Origin of the sequence: Nonomuraea turcica, assembly GCF_030718205.1 — a bacterium.
In the GTDB taxonomy this organism is placed as follows: Bacteria; Actinomycetota; Actinomycetes; order Streptosporangiales; family Streptosporangiaceae; genus Nonomuraea.
The window spans coordinates 47,019-63,131 of record NZ_JAUZQF010000008.1; the positions used below are offsets into that span (position 1 = coordinate 47,019).

Annotated in this window: 13 protein-coding genes; 2 read left to right on the forward strand and 11 right to left on the reverse strand. The window is 70.3% G+C overall.

What is annotated here, in order from left to right; genetic code table 11:
* Positions 1–201 precede the first annotated feature (201 nt).
* Positions 202–693 (forward strand): Lrp/AsnC family transcriptional regulator, encoded by a 492-nt coding sequence (locus tag Q9G87_RS21370; RefSeq protein ID WP_305918186.1) that lies wholly within the window; start codon positions 202–204, stop codon positions 691–693.
* On the opposite strand, the gene Q9G87_RS21375 is transcribed toward Q9G87_RS21370, so the two are convergent.
* The 11 genes from Q9G87_RS21375 to Q9G87_RS21425 form a co-directional block, all read right to left on the reverse strand.
* Positions 690–1,328, reverse strand: coding sequence for a cyclase family protein (locus Q9G87_RS21375; RefSeq protein ID WP_305918187.1), 639 nt, complete (start codon positions 1,326–1,328; stop codon positions 690–692). The genes Q9G87_RS21370 and Q9G87_RS21375 overlap by 4 nt on opposite strands.
* Positions 1,328–2,839, reverse strand: a complete 1,512-nt coding sequence (locus Q9G87_RS21380; protein ID WP_305918188.1) for a purine-cytosine permease family protein — start codon at positions 2,837–2,839, stop codon at positions 1,328–1,330. Before Q9G87_RS21380 ends, Q9G87_RS21375 begins: the two co-directional genes overlap by 1 nt.
* Positions 2,836–3,774 (reverse strand): agmatinase, encoded by a 939-nt coding sequence (gene speB, locus Q9G87_RS21385; RefSeq protein WP_305918189.1) that lies wholly within the window; start codon positions 3,772–3,774, stop codon positions 2,836–2,838. The genes Q9G87_RS21380 and speB overlap by 4 nt, the downstream gene beginning before the upstream one ends.
* 162 nt (positions 3,775–3,936) lie before the next feature.
* Positions 3,937–6,669: a glycoside hydrolase family 38 N-terminal domain-containing protein gene (locus Q9G87_RS21390; RefSeq protein WP_305918518.1), complete on the reverse strand. Its 2,733-nt coding sequence runs from the start codon at positions 6,667–6,669 to the stop codon at positions 3,937–3,939.
* 2 nt (positions 6,670–6,671) lie between these two features.
* On the reverse strand, positions 6,672–7,745 hold the full coding sequence (locus Q9G87_RS21395; protein WP_305918190.1) for a Gfo/Idh/MocA family protein: 1,074 nt from the start codon (positions 7,743–7,745) through the stop codon (positions 6,672–6,674).
* Positions 7,742–8,611, reverse strand: a complete 870-nt coding sequence (locus Q9G87_RS21400) for a TIM barrel protein (protein ID WP_305918191.1) — start codon at positions 8,609–8,611, stop codon at positions 7,742–7,744. The genes Q9G87_RS21395 and Q9G87_RS21400 overlap by 4 nt, the downstream gene beginning before the upstream one ends.
* A gap of 17 nt (positions 8,612–8,628) precedes the next feature.
* Complete coding sequence (locus tag Q9G87_RS21405; protein ID WP_305918192.1) at positions 8,629–9,807, reverse strand: CehA/McbA family metallohydrolase; 1,179 nt, start codon at positions 9,805–9,807, stop codon at positions 8,629–8,631.
* On the reverse strand, positions 9,804–10,868 hold the full coding sequence (locus Q9G87_RS21410) for an ABC transporter ATP-binding protein (RefSeq protein WP_305918193.1): 1,065 nt from the start codon (positions 10,866–10,868) through the stop codon (positions 9,804–9,806). Before Q9G87_RS21410 ends, Q9G87_RS21405 begins: the two co-directional genes overlap by 4 nt.
* Positions 10,869–11,690, reverse strand: coding sequence for a carbohydrate ABC transporter permease (locus tag Q9G87_RS21415; protein ID WP_305918194.1), 822 nt, complete (start codon positions 11,688–11,690; stop codon positions 10,869–10,871). It lies immediately after the preceding gene.
* Positions 11,687–12,622 (reverse strand): carbohydrate ABC transporter permease, encoded by a 936-nt coding sequence (locus Q9G87_RS21420; RefSeq protein WP_305918195.1) that lies wholly within the window; start codon positions 12,620–12,622, stop codon positions 11,687–11,689. Before Q9G87_RS21420 ends, Q9G87_RS21415 begins: the two co-directional genes overlap by 4 nt.
* Positions 12,594–13,979: an extracellular solute-binding protein gene (locus tag Q9G87_RS21425; protein ID WP_305918196.1), complete on the reverse strand. Its 1,386-nt coding sequence runs from the start codon at positions 13,977–13,979 to the stop codon at positions 12,594–12,596. Before Q9G87_RS21425 ends, Q9G87_RS21420 begins: the two co-directional genes overlap by 29 nt.
* A 256-nt stretch (positions 13,980–14,235) precedes the next feature.
* On the opposite strand from Q9G87_RS21425, the gene iolD reads away from it, so the two are divergent.
* Positions 14,236–16,095 (forward strand): 3D-(3,5/4)-trihydroxycyclohexane-1,2-dione acylhydrolase (decyclizing), encoded by a 1,860-nt coding sequence (iolD, locus tag Q9G87_RS21430; protein WP_305918197.1) that lies wholly within the window; start codon positions 14,236–14,238, stop codon positions 16,093–16,095.
* Positions 16,096–16,113: the final 18 nt, after the last annotated feature.

Consider the following 16,113-nt stretch of genomic DNA (forward strand, 5'->3'; position numbering starts at 1 on the left):
TGGCTGACCTCCTCGTGAGTGGGCTGAGATGCCGCGACTCTGACAGAGTGAAGGCATCCGGACAAGGGATTTCGTGGTGAAGATATCAAATTGCTACGAATTCGCTTGACAGAATGCCTGGAACTGACAACATGTCGCACCAGGACGGCAACCAAGCGGGAACGCCCCCGAAACGCCGGACCGCTAGGAGGATTCCTCTCGATGACGACGCCGCCCCGCGTACGCCGCGACAACTCGAGCGCTGCCCCCGTCGTGCTCGACGATCTGTCCAAACAGATCATCGAGCAACTCCAGCGTGACGGGCGCATGCCGTACGCGGCCATCGGCAAGGCGGTTGGCCTGTCCGAAGCCGCGGTACGCCAGCGCGTGCAGCGCCTCCAGGACGCCGGCGTCATGCAGATCGTCGCGGTCACCGACCCCCTCACGCTGGGCTTCCCCCGGCAGGCGATGATCGGCGTCAACATCGAGGGCGACCTGGAGTCGGTGGCGGACGAACTGGCGGCCATCGAGGAGATCGACTACGTGGTCCTCACGGCCGGTTCCTTCGACGTCATCGTCGAGGTGGTGTGCGAGGGCGACGGGCACCTGCTGGAGATCCTCAGCAAGATCCGCGCCATTCCCGCCGTGCGGGCCACGGAGTCGTTCGTGTACTTGAAGCTGCGTAAGCAGACCTACTCCTGGGGCACCCGCTAACCGACCCTCGCGACGGCCCGGACGGGCGCCCCGTCCGCTCCCGCGAGCCGGATCGGCAGCAGGGAAACCTCGATCGGCCTGCCGCGTGCCTGCGCGTCCAGGAGCCGCTCCAGACCGGTCAGGTTCTCGGCGATGACGGCGTGCGCGCCGCACAACACCCGGTGCGCCGGGAAGTCCTCGGCCGGCGTGGGATCCACGCTCAGCGCGTCGATCCCCACCGTCCTGACCCCGCGCTCGACGAGCAGCGCCGCGGCCTCCTCGGTGAGGAACGGGTGCCCCTGGTAGGCGTCCGTCCCCCAGTACGCCGACCACCCGGTGGCGACGAGCACGATCGGACCCGCGACGTTCTGGAAGGCAGCCGCCCCGATCGGCGAGCGCGGGGCCAGGCCGGTGGCATCCACCACGACGGCGGGCCCGTAGAAGCGCTCCAGCGGCAGGTCGTCCAGCGTGGGCAGCGAGTCGTCGACGTGGAAGGGGGCATCCACATGCGTGCCCGATTGGGAGCCCAGGTGCAGCTCCAGCACGTTGACCCCGTCCCGCGCCACAGTGAGCGCCGGGCCGACGGAGACCTCGGGATCGCCCGGATAGACGGGCATCCCCTCCTGAATCGGGACAGACAGGTCGACGAGCTCCATCACGTCACCGGCTCGGTCGCCGCGTCCACGATGGGCAGCACCGGCGTGTCGGCCACGCGGACCAGGCGCGGCCCCTCAGGGCCGTAGACCTCACGCGGCTCGGGGAAGGCGGCCAGCAGCGCCAGGTAGAGCAGGCCCGCCACGGCCAGGCCGACCGGCAGCGAGACGTCCACCCCGCCCGCCAGGTCGCCGAGCGGCCCGACGAACTGCCCGGGCAGGTTCACGAACATCAGCGCCAGACCGGCGGACACCAGCCATGCCGACAGCCCGCGCCAGTTCCAGCCGTGCGTGAACCAGTAGCGGCCGCCGCGCTGGCGCCGGTTGAAGACCTGGAGCGCCTCGGGGTCGTACCAGCCACGCCGAGTCACATACCCCAGCATCATGATCACCATCCAGGGCGCCGTGCACGTGATGATCAGGGTCGCGAACGTCGAGATGCTCTGGGTGAGGTTCGCGGCGAACCGCCCGATGAAGATGAACACGATCGACAGCGTGCCGATGAACACGGTCGCCTGCACGCGCGAGAACCGGGGGAAGACGCTGGAGAAGTCGAGCCCGGTGCCGTAGAGGGAGGTCGTGCCCGTGGACATGCCGCCGATGAGCGCGATGAGACAGACCGGCACGAAGTACCAGCCCGGCGAGACCGCCAGCAGGCCGCCGACGTAGTTGGGCGCGGCCGGGTCCACGTATTCGGCGGCCTTGGTCGCGATGATCGACGCGGTCGCGAGGCCGAAGAAGAACGGCAGGATGGTGGCGATCTGCGACAGGAACGCGGCGGCCATGACCCGCGAGCGCGGCGTGTTCGCCGGGATGTAGCGGGACCAGTCACCGAGGAACGCGCCGAAGGACACGGGATTCGACAACACGATCAACGCCGCGCCGATGAATGACGGCAAGAACAGCGGATCGCCCACCGGGAGCGTGCCGGGGTAGGACGGGTCGAAGTCGCCGGCGAAGGCGAAGACTCCCAGCACGAACAGCAGCGACGCCGCCGCAACCGCGATCTTGTTGACGAACAGCATGAACCTGAAGCCGTACACGCAGACGACGAGCACGAGCACTGCGAAGATCCCGTACGCGACGCCATAGGACAGGTCAGTGTCGGGCAGCCCGGCCAGCCGGTGCGCGCCACCTACCAAAGCGTCCCCCGACGACCACACCGAGATCGAGAAGAACGCGATCGCGGTGAGCAGCGACAGGAACGAGCCCACGATCCGCCCGTGCACGCCCAGGTGGGCCGACGAGGAGACGGCGTTGTTGGTCCCGTTGAGCGGCCCGAACAACGACAGCGGCGCCAGGATCAGGGCCCCCACCACCAGCCCGAGCACGGTGGCCGCCAGCCCCTGCCAGAACGACAGGCCGAACAAAATGGGGAAGGCCCCGAGCACGCAGGTGGCGAAGGTGTTCGCACCGCCGAACGCCACCCTGAACAGATCAAGCGGGCGCGCGGTGCGGTCGGCGTCGGGGATGCGCTCGACCCCGTAGGTCTCGATCTCGGTGATGCCGCTCATGGCTGCTTCTTCTCCTGCATCGCTAGCAAACTGACGAGGTCGTACGCCACGTGGGAGGCGGCGATGGAGGTGATCTCCGCATGGTCGTAGGCCGGCGCCACCTCGACCACATCGGCTCCGACCAGGTCGCAGCCGGCCAGGCCACGCAGGATCTCCAACAGTTCCCGGCTGGTGAGCCCGCCCGCCTCAGGAGTCCCCGTCCCCGGGGCGTGCGCGGGGTCGAGCACGTCGATGTCGACGGAGACGTACAGCGGCCGGTCGCCGACCCGCTGCCGCAACGCGTCGATCACCTCGTCCAGCCCGCGCCGCAGCACATCGGCCGCGGTCACAATCCCGAAGCCGAGCCGCCGATCCTCCTGGAGGTCCTTCTTGCCGTACAACGGCCCCCGGATCCCGACATGACTGACGGCCTCGGTGTCGAGCAGCCCTTCCTCCACGGCCCGCCGGAACGGCGTCCCGTGCGTGTACTCGGCGCCGAAGTAGGTGTCCCACGTGTCGAGATGCGCATCGAAGTGCAGCAACGCAACCGGCCCGTGCTTCCTGGCGGCGGCCCGCAGCAGCGGCAGCGCGATCGTGTGATCCCCGCCGATGGTGACGAGCTTCGCGTCGATCCCCTCGGCCGCCCCCTCGATCGCCTCAATGGCGGCACCGATGTCGAACGGATTGGCCGCGATGTCCCCAGCGTCGGCCACCTGCACGTGCTCGAACGGCGAGACGTCAAGCGCCGGATGGTACGGCCGCAGCAACCGGGAGGCCTCCCTGACCGCCGCGGGCCCGAACCTGGCGCCAGGCCGGTAGGACACGCCGGCGTCGAAGGGCACCCCCACGACAGCGACGTCCGCCCGCTCCACTTGGTCGAGGCGGGGCAGGCGGGCGAAGGTGGCGGGCCCCGCAAAGCGCGGGACCTTGGAGGAGTCGACGGGGCCGATAGTCATGTCGGCCAGTGTTCGTCATGCTTCTGACCTGGGGCAATTGGAGGTCACCTGAAGTATGACGGTGTGTGTTGTGGCTGACCACAAGGCGGCAAGGCGTGTTGAGGGGTGTGCCTCCGCGGACGCGACGACGATCACTCGCCGTAGCCAGGCACGTTGATTCACCTAGAGTTGACGAATTTGGATGGTCGCGATTTCCCACGCCTTCAGGGGAAGCCGCACCTCACCGCCTTCGACGTGCACTGATTCCCCCGGACGCCCTCGCAAATCAGCATGCCGGGCCTGCAGAAGGTTGCCGGAAATCACGGCTTCCGTGTCGTTGGGCGTCAGAGCGACCACGCGGAGTTCCCGCCACTCATCACGCATCCTCAGCGAGGTCATCACCACGCCGTCCCCCGTCACCGACAGCCCGGCCGCAGGCTCCGGCAGCGGAAGGGCGCGATCGCCGCCCCCCGGCACCACCACCAGGTCATGGCGGAAGGCCTCCGCGTGCGGCACTACCTCGCCCCAGGACTCCTGGTACGGCATCAGCGCCAGGCTCACCGACCGGACGCCCCGCGACTGCGCCGCCGGGGTCGGCAGCTGAGGACCGGCCGGTTCGGGGCGGAAGGCGTTGCGGTTGCGGGACAGGTAGCCGACCGAGCGCAACAAGGTCAGCGCCAGCTCCCCGTCCACCAGCTCGTACTCGGTCACGTGCTCCAGCAGCGCCGCCACCCCGCCGGCCGCCACCCACGACGAGGCGGGGAAGGTGGGCAGGGGCGTCTCGCCGCAGCCGCCCTCGGCGGTCAGGCCGCGGGTGACGACAGCGAACTGGCCCTCGGCGTGCGACTCGGTGGCCGCGGCGGGCAGCGGGATGTGCAGGCGGACCCGGTGGTCGGCGCAGCGGTTGTCGAGGGTGACGTGCAGGCGGACGAACGGCTCGCCGGCCCGGAGCTCGACCCGGGTCGTGACGAGAATCTCCTCGGTACGGGTCGTCCGCGAGCCGGCCGGGGCCTCGGGCGCGCCGTCGAGGGCGTCGCCGGCGGCCGGCCACGCGTACGTGCGCCGCACGTCCACCGCCGCCACCAGCGGCCCCGACCAAACCAGCTCCACCTCGACTGACAACGGCTCGGACACGATCAGGTCGGCCAGCGGAGGCGCGTGGTTGTAGGTGTCGCCGACGTCGCCGCCGTCCACGATGCGGCCCGCGCCGGTCACGGTCGTGCCGTCCTGGCCGACCAGCGTCAGCGTGCCGTCACGGTTGATCGTGACCCGCAGCAGCCCGTTGTCCAGCACCTCCTCGTCCCCGCGCACCGGCAGGGTCGCGGAGTCCGAGCCCATCCAGCAGGACCGGTGGTGCTCGACGTTGGGCAGCCCGCCGGACGGCACCGGCGGGGTGAACACCTGCTCGTGCGGCCGGGTCCGGAGGCTGGTGTGGCCCAGCGGCGGCGCCTCCACCATGGCCGCGACCGTACGCCTGGGCTCGGCGACGATGCGCACGCGGGTCACGCCCTCGAGCGCGTCGCGCAGGTCGGCCACGTCGATGACGACCGAGCTCTCGCGCGCCACCGTGAACGTCAGGGTGCCGCCCTTGACCGCCCAGCCGGTGATGTGCTGCCCGTACAGCTCGGTCCCGTGGATGAACGTCAGCGCCGTGGCGGGGTCCATTTCCGCGTCGAGCAGCAGCGTGGGCGCGTAGTCGAGCGGCTGCACCGGCACCGGCGCGCCCGAGGGGTCCACGAGCGGGTCGGTGCCTGCCACGTCCACGATCACGATGCCGCTGCGTACGCCGGGCGTGGGGTTGACGACGAGCACGCCGTCAGACGGCACGGCGGCCGCCAGCCGGGCGGTCACCATGTCGCGGACGGCCTGCCCGAGGTGCTCGGCCTCGGCGATGCGGGCGGCCACCTGCTGGGCGGTCTCGTCCACGCCGCACCCGGTCACCGAGTCGTGCCCGCTGGCGTCCACCAGCCGCCACCACGCCATGTCGAGGAAGCGTCCCGGCCATTCGCCGCCCCAGAGCGCGGCCAGCGGCTCGGCGTACCGCTCCACCATGCGCTCGGCGCGGCCCATGGCCTGCTTGAGGTGGGGGCGGATGGAGATGACGCCGGGGAGGATGTTGGCTCGGGCGTGGGAGCGCAGCTCCCCGTGCACGCGCGGCAGCCCGTCTACTTCACTTGGATATTTCCCGATATAGCCGGACAGGGTGTCCATGCGGGCGCCGATCGCCTTCACCATCTCCGGCAGGCCGCGCACGGGCGCGGAGTGGTCGGTGCCGTACATGGCCAGCAGCGCGCCCTCGGGCCCGTGCCACTCCCGCATCGTCGTGACGAACTCGGCCGCCCGCCCGGTCAGCCCCTCGGCGTCGGAGAAGAGGTGGGCGCCGTTCCCGTACCCGCCCACCGGCAGGTATTGGGTCCGCAGCGCCGTGCCGTCCGGGGCGACCCAGGCGAAGGAGTCGGTGGTGACGGAGGACGGCACGCCGCGGTAAACGCAGGCGTGCAACAGCCCGGCCTTGCGCAGGATCTGCGGCATCTGCGCCGTGTGCCCGAACATGTCGGGCAGGTAGCCGACCGGCATGGCCCCGCCGAGCTTGTCGGCCCGGTCCATGCCGAGCTCGAGGTTGCGGACGATGTTCTCGCCCGAGCACAGGAACTCGTCCAGCAGGATCTGCCACGGCCCGATCGCCAGCCGCCCCGACTCGACCAGCGCGGCGATGCGGTCGCGGTTCTCCGGCCGCACCTCCAGGTAGTCGTCCACGCAGGCCAGCTGCCCGTCGAGGGTGAAGTGGTAGCCGGGCTCGCGCTCCATCGTGTCGAGCACCTCATCCAGCAGCGCCACCAGGCGCAGCCGGAACCGCTGGAACGGCTCGTACCACTCCCGGTCCCAGTGCGTGTGCGGTACGACGACGATCTCCATGCTCACGCGGCCTCCCCTCCCAGGGGCAGATCATGTTGTACGGCGTAGCGGGCGGCGATCCGCTGGGCCGTCACGATGTCCTCCAGAGCGCCGCCCACGTCGGTGAGCGGCGGCTTGCCATCGTTCACGAAAGCATGGAAGGCGGCCAGTTGTACTTCGAACGCCTCGGTCACGTCCCGCCATTCGGTCCGGCTCTCCCCGCCGGACACGACGGTGAGCGTCGTCGGCGCGTTCATCAGGTAGGGCGAGGGGAAGACCAGCTCCAGCGTGCCCTTGTCGTGGTGGATGGTCACGCTCTCGCGGTAGGCGGGGTAGTCCTCCAGGTAGTGCCAGCGGATGGAGAACCTGCCCTGGGCGGGCAGCGGGCCCGAGATCTCGATGGAGCCGGGCGGGGGACCCCAGGTCTCGACGTACGAAATTTCGGTTGGGGACCCGGTAAAGCGCCGCAGGAGCGACAAGTCGTGACATATCGAGCCGAGTGCTACCCCGTACAAACTCTGCACCTGCGACGAGTCCCCTACCGCCCGCGACACGAGCGCACTCTCGGCGGCCCGCAGCGAGGCCAGCAGCCCGGCGTCCACGTCCCGCGCCTGCGCCAGGTTCGCGAACGCCAGTTGCGACTCCCCGCTCGGATGCAGCACCGTCACCTCGACCGCCCTGATGACACCGGGTCCGCCCAGCTCGGCCAGCAGTTCCTCGGCCCGGCGCACGGCGGGATCGTACTGCTTCATGTAGCCGACCATCAGCCGTCCCTCGGGCAGCGCCGCCACCTCGGCTTGGGTCAGCGCCAGCGGCTTCTCGCACAGCACGGCGTGGCCGGCGGCCAGCGCCCGGCGCACGGCCTCGCCGTGGGAGCCGGAGGCCAGCACGAGCACGGCGTCGAAGCCGCCGGCGGCGAGCATGTCCTCCAGCGCCGTGTACCGCCGGGCGGCGCCGAGCCGGTCTCCGACGGCGCCCGCGAGCGTAGGCGACAGGTCGCACACGGCCGTCACCTCGAACAGGTCGCGGCGCCTGGACAGCAGCGGCACGTACACCGCCTGCGTCACCGCGCCGCACCCGAACAGTGCGATTCTCACAATCCCAGCTCCTCCAGCTTCCTGCGGTTGGCGGCCTGGTCGGCGATGTTCTGGGCGACGGTGCGGCGGCCGGGCAGCGTGTCCTGCTCGATGACGATCCACCCCGCATACCCGATCTCGCCGAGGGTCCGCGCCACGGCAGGCAGATCCAGCTCGCCCTCGCCGAGCGGGGCGAATCCGCCACGGCCCATGAGCTCGCGCAGGTCGGCCCCATCGGCCAGGGCCTGGGCGAGGATCTTGGTGTCGCCGTCCTTGATGTGCACGTGCTCCACCCGGCCGGCCCACGCGCGCAGCGCCGCCACCGGGTCTCCCCCGGCCAGCAGCAGGTGCCCGGTGTCGAGGCAGAGCCGTACGTCGGTCAGCTCGAGCAGCCGCTCCACGTCCTCGGACGTCTCCACGTACGTGCCCAGGTGGTGATGGAAGGCCGGCTCGAAGCCGCGGTCGCGGCAGCGGTCCACGGCCTCCTGCACGCGGGCGGCGTAGGCGGGCCACTCGGACGCCGGCAACCCTGGAACGCTCCCGCCGGGGCGGGCGAACCGCTCCGGCGAGCCCGAGCAGGCCAGCGTGGGCCGCGGCCCCATCCCCTCGGGCGCCGGCGGCGCTGCGGCGAAGACGTCCAGCGCGGCCTCCAGCGCGGGCAGCCCCCGCGCGTACGCCTCCGCGTCGCCGTACCGCAGGTCCACCCAGCCGCCCGCGAGCAGCAACCCGCTCCCTGCCAGCCGGTCGGCCAGCTCGGAGCCGGTGCCCAGGTAACCGATCGGCCCGGAGTCGATGCCCTCGTACCCGGCTTCGGAGAGCGCGCGCACCATCGCGTCGGGACTGAGCGGCGGCGGCGCGTCGGTCAGCTCGAACACACCGAAGCTCACGGGCGCATTGGCGACATTCACTCGCACAGGGCCATCACCTCGTTCTCGTGGGTTTCCAGGCGGTGCCGCCCTACACCTGCGGGGATCAGCGCGCGATCGTCGCGGATCAGCTGTCTGCCGCCGTCCGGGCGCACCAGGACCAGGCCGCCCGCGTCCAGGGCCAGCAGCTCGTCGCCCAGTCTGAGCAGCAGCGGCGCGTCCGGCCCCGCCGAGACGGCGGTGCGGCCGGCCCGCACGCCGTCCAGCACCGTGCTCGTGTCCTCGGCCAGCACCCAGGTCGTGGGCGCGCCGGGCAGGCCGTCGGAGCCGTGGCTGTGGAAATCGCTGCCGCCGATCGCGATCACGTCGTCCCGCCAGGCGTCCGCCCAGGCCAGCGGCGCGCCCCAGCGCCGGTCCCACCAGCCGGAGCTCCACACCTCGGCGAGCCGGGGCCGGCGGCTGATCGGCAGCAGCCAGGCGCAGTCGCCGCCGAGCGGGTGGTTGACGGAGATCAGGCCGCCCGCACGCTCGGCGTGCTCGACCCAGGAGTCGGCGGGCTGCCGGAAGTCCACCCAGCCGACGTCGCCGAACACGTTCGCATGGCCGCGGTCGGTGGTGACCTCCTGGCCGGGGATGAGCGTGATCTCGCGGTCGATCTTGGCCAGCCAGGGGTGGTGGCTGACGGTGTTGTGGTCGGTGACGGCCAGGAAGTCGAGCGCCCGCCCGTGGGCCAGCTCGGCGAGCTCGGCGAGGGTCAGGTTGCCGTCACTATGCACGGTGTGGGCGTGGAAATCCCCGGCGAACCACCGCATGCCGTCGATATCGGGAATCTCCCGGCGGGGCGGCCGCTCCCCGTGCGGCGGCTCCTCGACGACCGGCTCCGGAGGGACAGCGGACTCCGTGGAGATGTCCAGCGTGTAGTCGAGCCCCTGGAGCGGGATGCGATGCAGCCGCAACCACACGCGCCAGGTGCCGGCCTCCACAGCACCGGGCAGGTAACCGGGAGTCGCCCAGTCGGCGGTGATCGTGTATTCGTCGCGCGCCCCGCCCGACCAGCCGCGGAACCCGTCCGGCGAGCCGCACCCGAGGTCCAGCACTCCCTGCGACCGGTCGTAGGACAGCCGCACCGTCACGGCGGCGGTCCCCGCGGGCACCTCGAACGGCACCTCCCGCAGCGTGAGCTCCAGCCGGTCGTCCAGGCTCCAGTGACCCCTCACACCAGCTCTCCGTCCCGGTAGACGAGGGCCCGGTCGCGCCGCGGAACGGCGTAGCCGTCCTCGCCGAGCGCCGGCTCGCTGCCCTCCGGCACGACGGCCTGCACGGTCACGTCGTTGACGTCGAGGGTCACCAGATGGGAGGCGCCGAGGTTCTCCACGATGGCCACCTTCCCGCCGAGCGCGCCCTCCGCGGGCTCGGCCGAGTAGGACATGTACTCGGGTCGCACGCCGTACACGATCTTCTCCCCGTCGCTCAGCCGCCCCTCGGCCGAGGCCGGGACGGCCACCTTGCACCCTGCCACGTCCAGCCTGTCACCTCGTACGGCGCCGTCCAGCAGGTTCATGGGCGTGGAGCCGATGAATCCGGCCACGAACGTGTTGGCGGGCCGCTGGAACACCTCGGCCGGCGTGCCGATCTGCCGGATGTGCCCCGATTCCATCACCGCCATCCGGTCGGCCATGGCCAGCGCCTCGGCCTGGTCATGGGTGACGAAGACGGTGGTGACGCCGAGCTCCCGCTGGAGCTTCTTGAGGAACGTCCGCGCCTCCAGCCGCAACCGGGCGTCCAGGTTGGACAGCGGCTCGTCGAACAGGAACGCCTGCGCCTGCGTGGCCATCACCCGCGCCAGCGCGACCCGCTGCTGCTGCCCGCCGGACAGCCGGCCGGGACGCCGGTCCATGAGGTGCTCGAGCCCGAGCCGCGCCGCGACCTCGACCGCCTTGTCGCGGCGCGCCGCCTTGGCGACCTTCTTGATGCGCAGCGGGTAGGCAATGTTGTCCGTGACGTCCATGTGCGGGAACAACGCGTAGTCCTGGAAGACCATCGCGACGTCCCGGCCGCCCGGCTGCACCCCGGTCACGTCGCGCTCGCCGATGACCACGGCGCCGCCGGTGGCGGCCTCCAGCCCGGCGATGGTCCGCAGCAACGTGGTCTTGCCGCAGCCCGAGGGGCCGAGCAGCGCGAAGAACTCGCCGTCGGGGATGACCAGGTCGAGCGCGTCGAGGGCTTTCACCCCGCCGGGATAGATCTTGGTCAGCCCGCGTAGTTCGATGGCGGCCATTTAACGCTTGATCCCTCCGTGGAAGCGGAAGCCGTATTTCTTGCTGACGAACAGGTACATGATCACCACGGGGACCGAGTACAGCAGCCCGAACGTGGACAACATCCGCAGGTTGGCCTGGCCGCCCTCGGTGTACAGCGTGTACGTGATCACGGCCGCCGGCTGCTTCTCGACATCGCTCAGCAGCAGGTACGGCATCAGGAAATTTCCCCACACGTTGGCCACGGCCCAGACCCCGATGGTCGCCAGCCCCGGCCGTACCAAGGGCACCACCACGTGCCGCACGATCTGCAGCGGCGACGCCCCGAACACCCGCGCCGACTCCTCATAGGACTTCGGCGTCGAGTCCATGAAGTCCTTCAACATGAAGATCGCCGCCGGCAGCAGCCCGCCCGTCAGGATGAGGATCAGCCCGAAGTGCGAGTCGATGAGGTTGAGCTCCACCGCCAGCTGGAACAGCGGCACCATGGCCGCCGTCCCGGTGATGATCGACGACAGCAGCAACAACGCGTACAGCAGCGCGTCGCGCCCCGGCAGCCGTACCCGGCTCAACGCGTACGCCGCCAGCGCCGCCATCGCCACCACCAGCACCGCCGTGCCGGCCGACAACACCAGCGAGTTGTACAGCGACGGCAACGCGTACGGATGCTCCACGACCGCCTGGAAGTTCTCCCAGGTGAAGTCGGGCACAGCCACCTCATACGTCGGGTCGGAGGTGAACGGGGCACTCGCCAGCCAGAGCAGCGGGATCGTGAAGAACGCCAGCAGCACCGCGATCAGCGTGTAGAAGCCGATCCGGCCGACCACGAACCGCGCCGTCATTTCCTGCTCCGCAGCAACCGCAGGTAGAACACCGCCACCACCAGATTGATCAGCAGGATGACCGTGGAGACCGCCGCCCCGTAACCCAGCTCGCCGCTCTGCAGCGCGACCTTGTACACGTGCGCCGCCAGGATCTCCGACCTCCCGTCCGGCCCGCCCGCCGTGATCAGGAAGGGGGTGAAGTCATTGAACGTCCACAGGCTGATCAGCAGCAGGTTCGTCAGGATGTGGCCTCTGATGTGCGGGAACACCACGTCCCTGAGCTGCTGCCAGCCGGAGGCACCGGCCAGGCGGGCGCTCTCCAGGTGCGAGGGCGGCACGTTGCCGAGCGCGGCGCCGTACAACATCATCGAGAACGCGGTGCCACGCCACGTGTTGAAGACGATGATCGACAACATCGGGTGATCGAGCAGCCAGGCGGACCCGGGCAGGCCGAGCAGCGCGTTGAGCGTGCCACCGTCGCGGTCGAGCAGCGCCACCCACAGGAACGACACCACCGCGCTGGGCAGGATCCAGGCCAGGATGACCAGGCCCTCGACCAGCCGCTTGAGCGGCCCCTGCCGGTCGCGCAGCAACCAGGCGATGGTGAAGCCCAGCCCGACCTGACCGATGACCGCCGAGCCCAGCACGAACTGCACGGTCAGCCAGGTCGAGTTCCAGAACGCCGGGTTGGACACCGCGTCGATGAAGTTGGCCGGCCCCACGAACTGCGGCTCGGCCGCGGCGATCCCGGTCAGCCGGTAGTTGGTCAGCCCCAGGTAGAGCACCCAGAGCGCGGGGAAGACGAGGAAGGCCGCGACGAGCAGCAGCGCGGGGGCCACGAAGATCCCGGCCCTGAGCCGGCCCAGGCCCGCCGCGTCCGAGCTGTAGGAGCGGCGGGCGGGGGCTTCCTCGTCAACGAGGTCAGGGGGCGATGATGTTGCCTGCGCCACCGACGATTCCTTCGAGCGTCTTCTGGTACGCGGTCGCCGCCTGGTCGGGCGCGGTGCCGCCGACGACCGCGGCGGTGGACTCCTGCAGCGCCACCGACACCTGCGGGTAGACCGCGACCGGCGGCCGGAAGGCCGTCAGCGGCAGCACCTTGTCCGAGATGAAGGTCAGCAGTGGCTCACCGGCGAGGATCTCCTTGTTGACGTCCGTACGCGGCGTGATGCGCACGTTGCCGTCCTTCGTCTCCTCCTTCAGCGCCTCCGGCGAGAGCGTGAAGGCCAGCAGCTCGAAGGCCTCCTTCGGATGCTTGGTGTTGGGGTTGACCGTGCGCAGGGCGCCGCCGGACATGCTGACGAAGTCCTGGCCGCGGATGCCCTTGCCGGGCTCCATGGCCGGGATCAGCGCGTAGCCGACGCTCTGGTCGCGATCGTCCATCGGGGCCACGCCGTCCTTGGGGTTGATGACGCCGCGCCAGAAGTAGTCGCCTTCCATCAGGATGCCGATCTTGCCCTCGGCGAACTGTTGGAACGACTTGTCGCGGCCCTTGGCCTCCTGCTGCAGCTTGGGGTCGCCGAGGCCGCCGCCGTAGATCTTCTGGTAGAAGCCGAGCGCGTCCTTGAGCGGCTGGGAGGCGCCGGTCCACTTGCCGTCCTTCTGCACCTCGCCGCCCGCGCCGGCGAGCAGCGGCAGCACGCCCTGCATCGAGGTGGCCTCGCCCATCGCCGTCCCGGCGTTGACCTGGATCGGCACCGGCACGCCCGCGGACTTCAGCTTGGTCCCGGCGTCGAGGATCTCCTGCCAGCTCTTCGGCTGCCAGTCGGCCGAGAGGCCGGCCTTCTGGAAGAGCGTCTTGTTGAAGTAGAGCACGCGGCCGTCGGTGCCGATCGGCAGCGCGTACTTCTTGCCGTTGTACGTGGCCAGCCCCTGCACGGACTCGGGAATCTGCGCCCAGCCGTCCCAGGCGTCGGCCTCGGCGCCGACCACGTCCGCCAGCGGCTTGATGTAACCGGCCTCGGCGAACTCACCGGCCCAGATGCCGTCGATGTCGATCACGTCCGCGCCCTTGCCCGACTTGAGGTCCAGGGAGAGCTTGGTCTTGTACTGCTCGTCGTCGACGCCGCTGGGGACGAACTTGACCTTGACGTCCTTGCCCTTCGCCTTCTGGGCCGCCTCGAACTTGGGGATCACCCAGTTGGCGATGAAGTCCGCCGCGGCGGCGTTCTTGCCGCCCGCGATGGCGTTCTGGGCGATGGTCAACTCGATGGTGCCACCGCCACCGCCACCGCCGGACGACTGGCCGCAGGCGGCTAATCCGATCCCGGCCACGGCGAGGACCGCGGCGACTTTACGCAATGCCATGCAAACCCTCCGACAGATCAGGTAAGGAGGTAAGCCATGGGCCAATATGTCATGACATTCATATGACGTAAAGACCTGCACATATTGCCGAGGAGATGCACCGCATATTGCGTCTTCGACCGGACAGTGGCCATCTAACAACCGAACACTGGACGATGTGAAGAGCTGAAGCGTGCGACGATCCTCGCCACGCCTGGATCCGTTCGTCGTGGGACGACCAGCTCATCGACCCTAGACTGCCGTTCGGGAGGATTTCATGACGACCCGGTTGACCGTGGCGCAGGCCGTCGTACGTTTCCTGGCCCACCAGTGGAGCGAGCGCGACAGCGTGCAACGCAGGTTCTTCGGCGGCTGCACGGGCATCTTCGGACACGGCAACGTCGCGGGTCTGGGCCAGGCACTGGCCACCTCGACGGAAAACCTGCCCTACCACTTGAGCCGCAACGAGCAGGCCATGGTCCACACGGCCGCCGCCTACGCCCGGGCCAGCAACCGGCTGGCCACCTTGGCCTGCACGACGTCGATCGGCCCCGGCGCCACCAACATGATCACTGGCGCGGCCGGCGCCACCATCAACCGGCTCCCGGTGCTTCTCCTGCCCGGCGACATCTTCTCCACCCGCGTGGCCGGTCCGGTGCTCCAGGAGCTGGAGGAGCAGCGCTCGTACGACATCTCGGTCAACGACTGCTTCAAGCCGGTCTCCCGCTACTGGGACCGGATCAACCGCCCCGAGCAGCTGCCGTCCGCGCTGCTGGCGGCCATGCGCGTACTCACCGACCCGGCCGAGACCGGCGCGGTGACGATCGCGCTCCCGCAGGACGTGCAGGCCGAGGCGTACGACTGGCCGGAGGAGCTGTTCGCCGACCGCGTCTGGCACATCCCCAGGCCCCGCCCCGAGCGTGCCGCTGTGTTCCGGGCCGCCCAGCTGGTCAAGTCGGCCGCACGCCCCCTGATCGTCGCGGGCGGCGGCACCATCTACAGCGACGCCACGGAGCAGCTGCGGCTCTTCGCCGAGACGTACGGCATCCCGGTGGCCGAGACGCAGGCAGGCAAGGGCGCACTCCCCTACGGGCACCCGCTCGCCGTGGGCGCCATCGGCGCCACCGGCACGACCGCGGCCAATGCGCTGGCCCGCGAGGCCGACCTGATCATCGGCGTCGGCACCCGCTACAGCGACTTCACCACCGCCTCCCGGACGATCTTCGCCCCCGACGCGCGCTTCCTCAACATCAACATCACCGGCTTCGACGCCGCCAAGCTGTCGGGCCTGCAGCTGGTGGCCGACGCCCGGGAGGGGCTCGCGGAGCTGGCCGAGGCGTTCGCGGGCTGGCGCGGAGTGCCGGACGACTACCGTGAGCGGGCCGCCGGGCTGACCCGGGCGTGGGACGCGGCCGTGGAGGCGGCGTACGCGCTGGAGGGTTCCCCGCCGCCGCAGTCGGCGGTGATCGGCGCCGTCAACACGGCCGCGAGCGACGACGGCGTGGTGGTGTGCGCGGCCGGCTCGATGCCCGGCGACCTGCACAAACTCTGGCGGCCGAGCGGCCCGGGCAACTACCACGTCGAATACGGCTACTCCTGCATGGGCTACGAGATCGCGGGCGGGCTGGGCGTCAAGATGGCGGCCCCGGAGCGTGAGGTGTTCGTGCTGGTGGGCGACGGCTCCTACCTGATGATGGCCCAGGAACTCGTCACGGCGATCTCCGAGGGCATCAAGCTGATCGTCGTCCTGGTGGACAACTCCGGCTTCGCCTCCATCGGCCACCTGTCGGAGAGTGTCGGCGCGCAGCGGCTCGGCACCTCCTACGCCTACCGCGGCGGCGGCCGGTTCGACGGCGGCCCGCTGCCGGTGGACCTGGCCGCGAACGCCGCCAGCCTGGGCGCGTCCGTGTTGCGGGCGGAGTCGGTCGCCGACCTGCGCAAGGCGCTCGACACAGCGCGCTCCGCGACGGAGACCACGGTCATCTACGTCCGCACCGACCGCATGGCGGACGACGCGCCGTCCTCCGAGGCATGGTGGGACGTGCCCGTGGCGCAGGTGGGCACGCCGGACGCTCTGCGGGAGGCGTACGAGGCGAACAAGCGCTCCCAGCACCCGCACCTCACTCCACCGGTTTGAGCTCCAACTCGCGAGTCG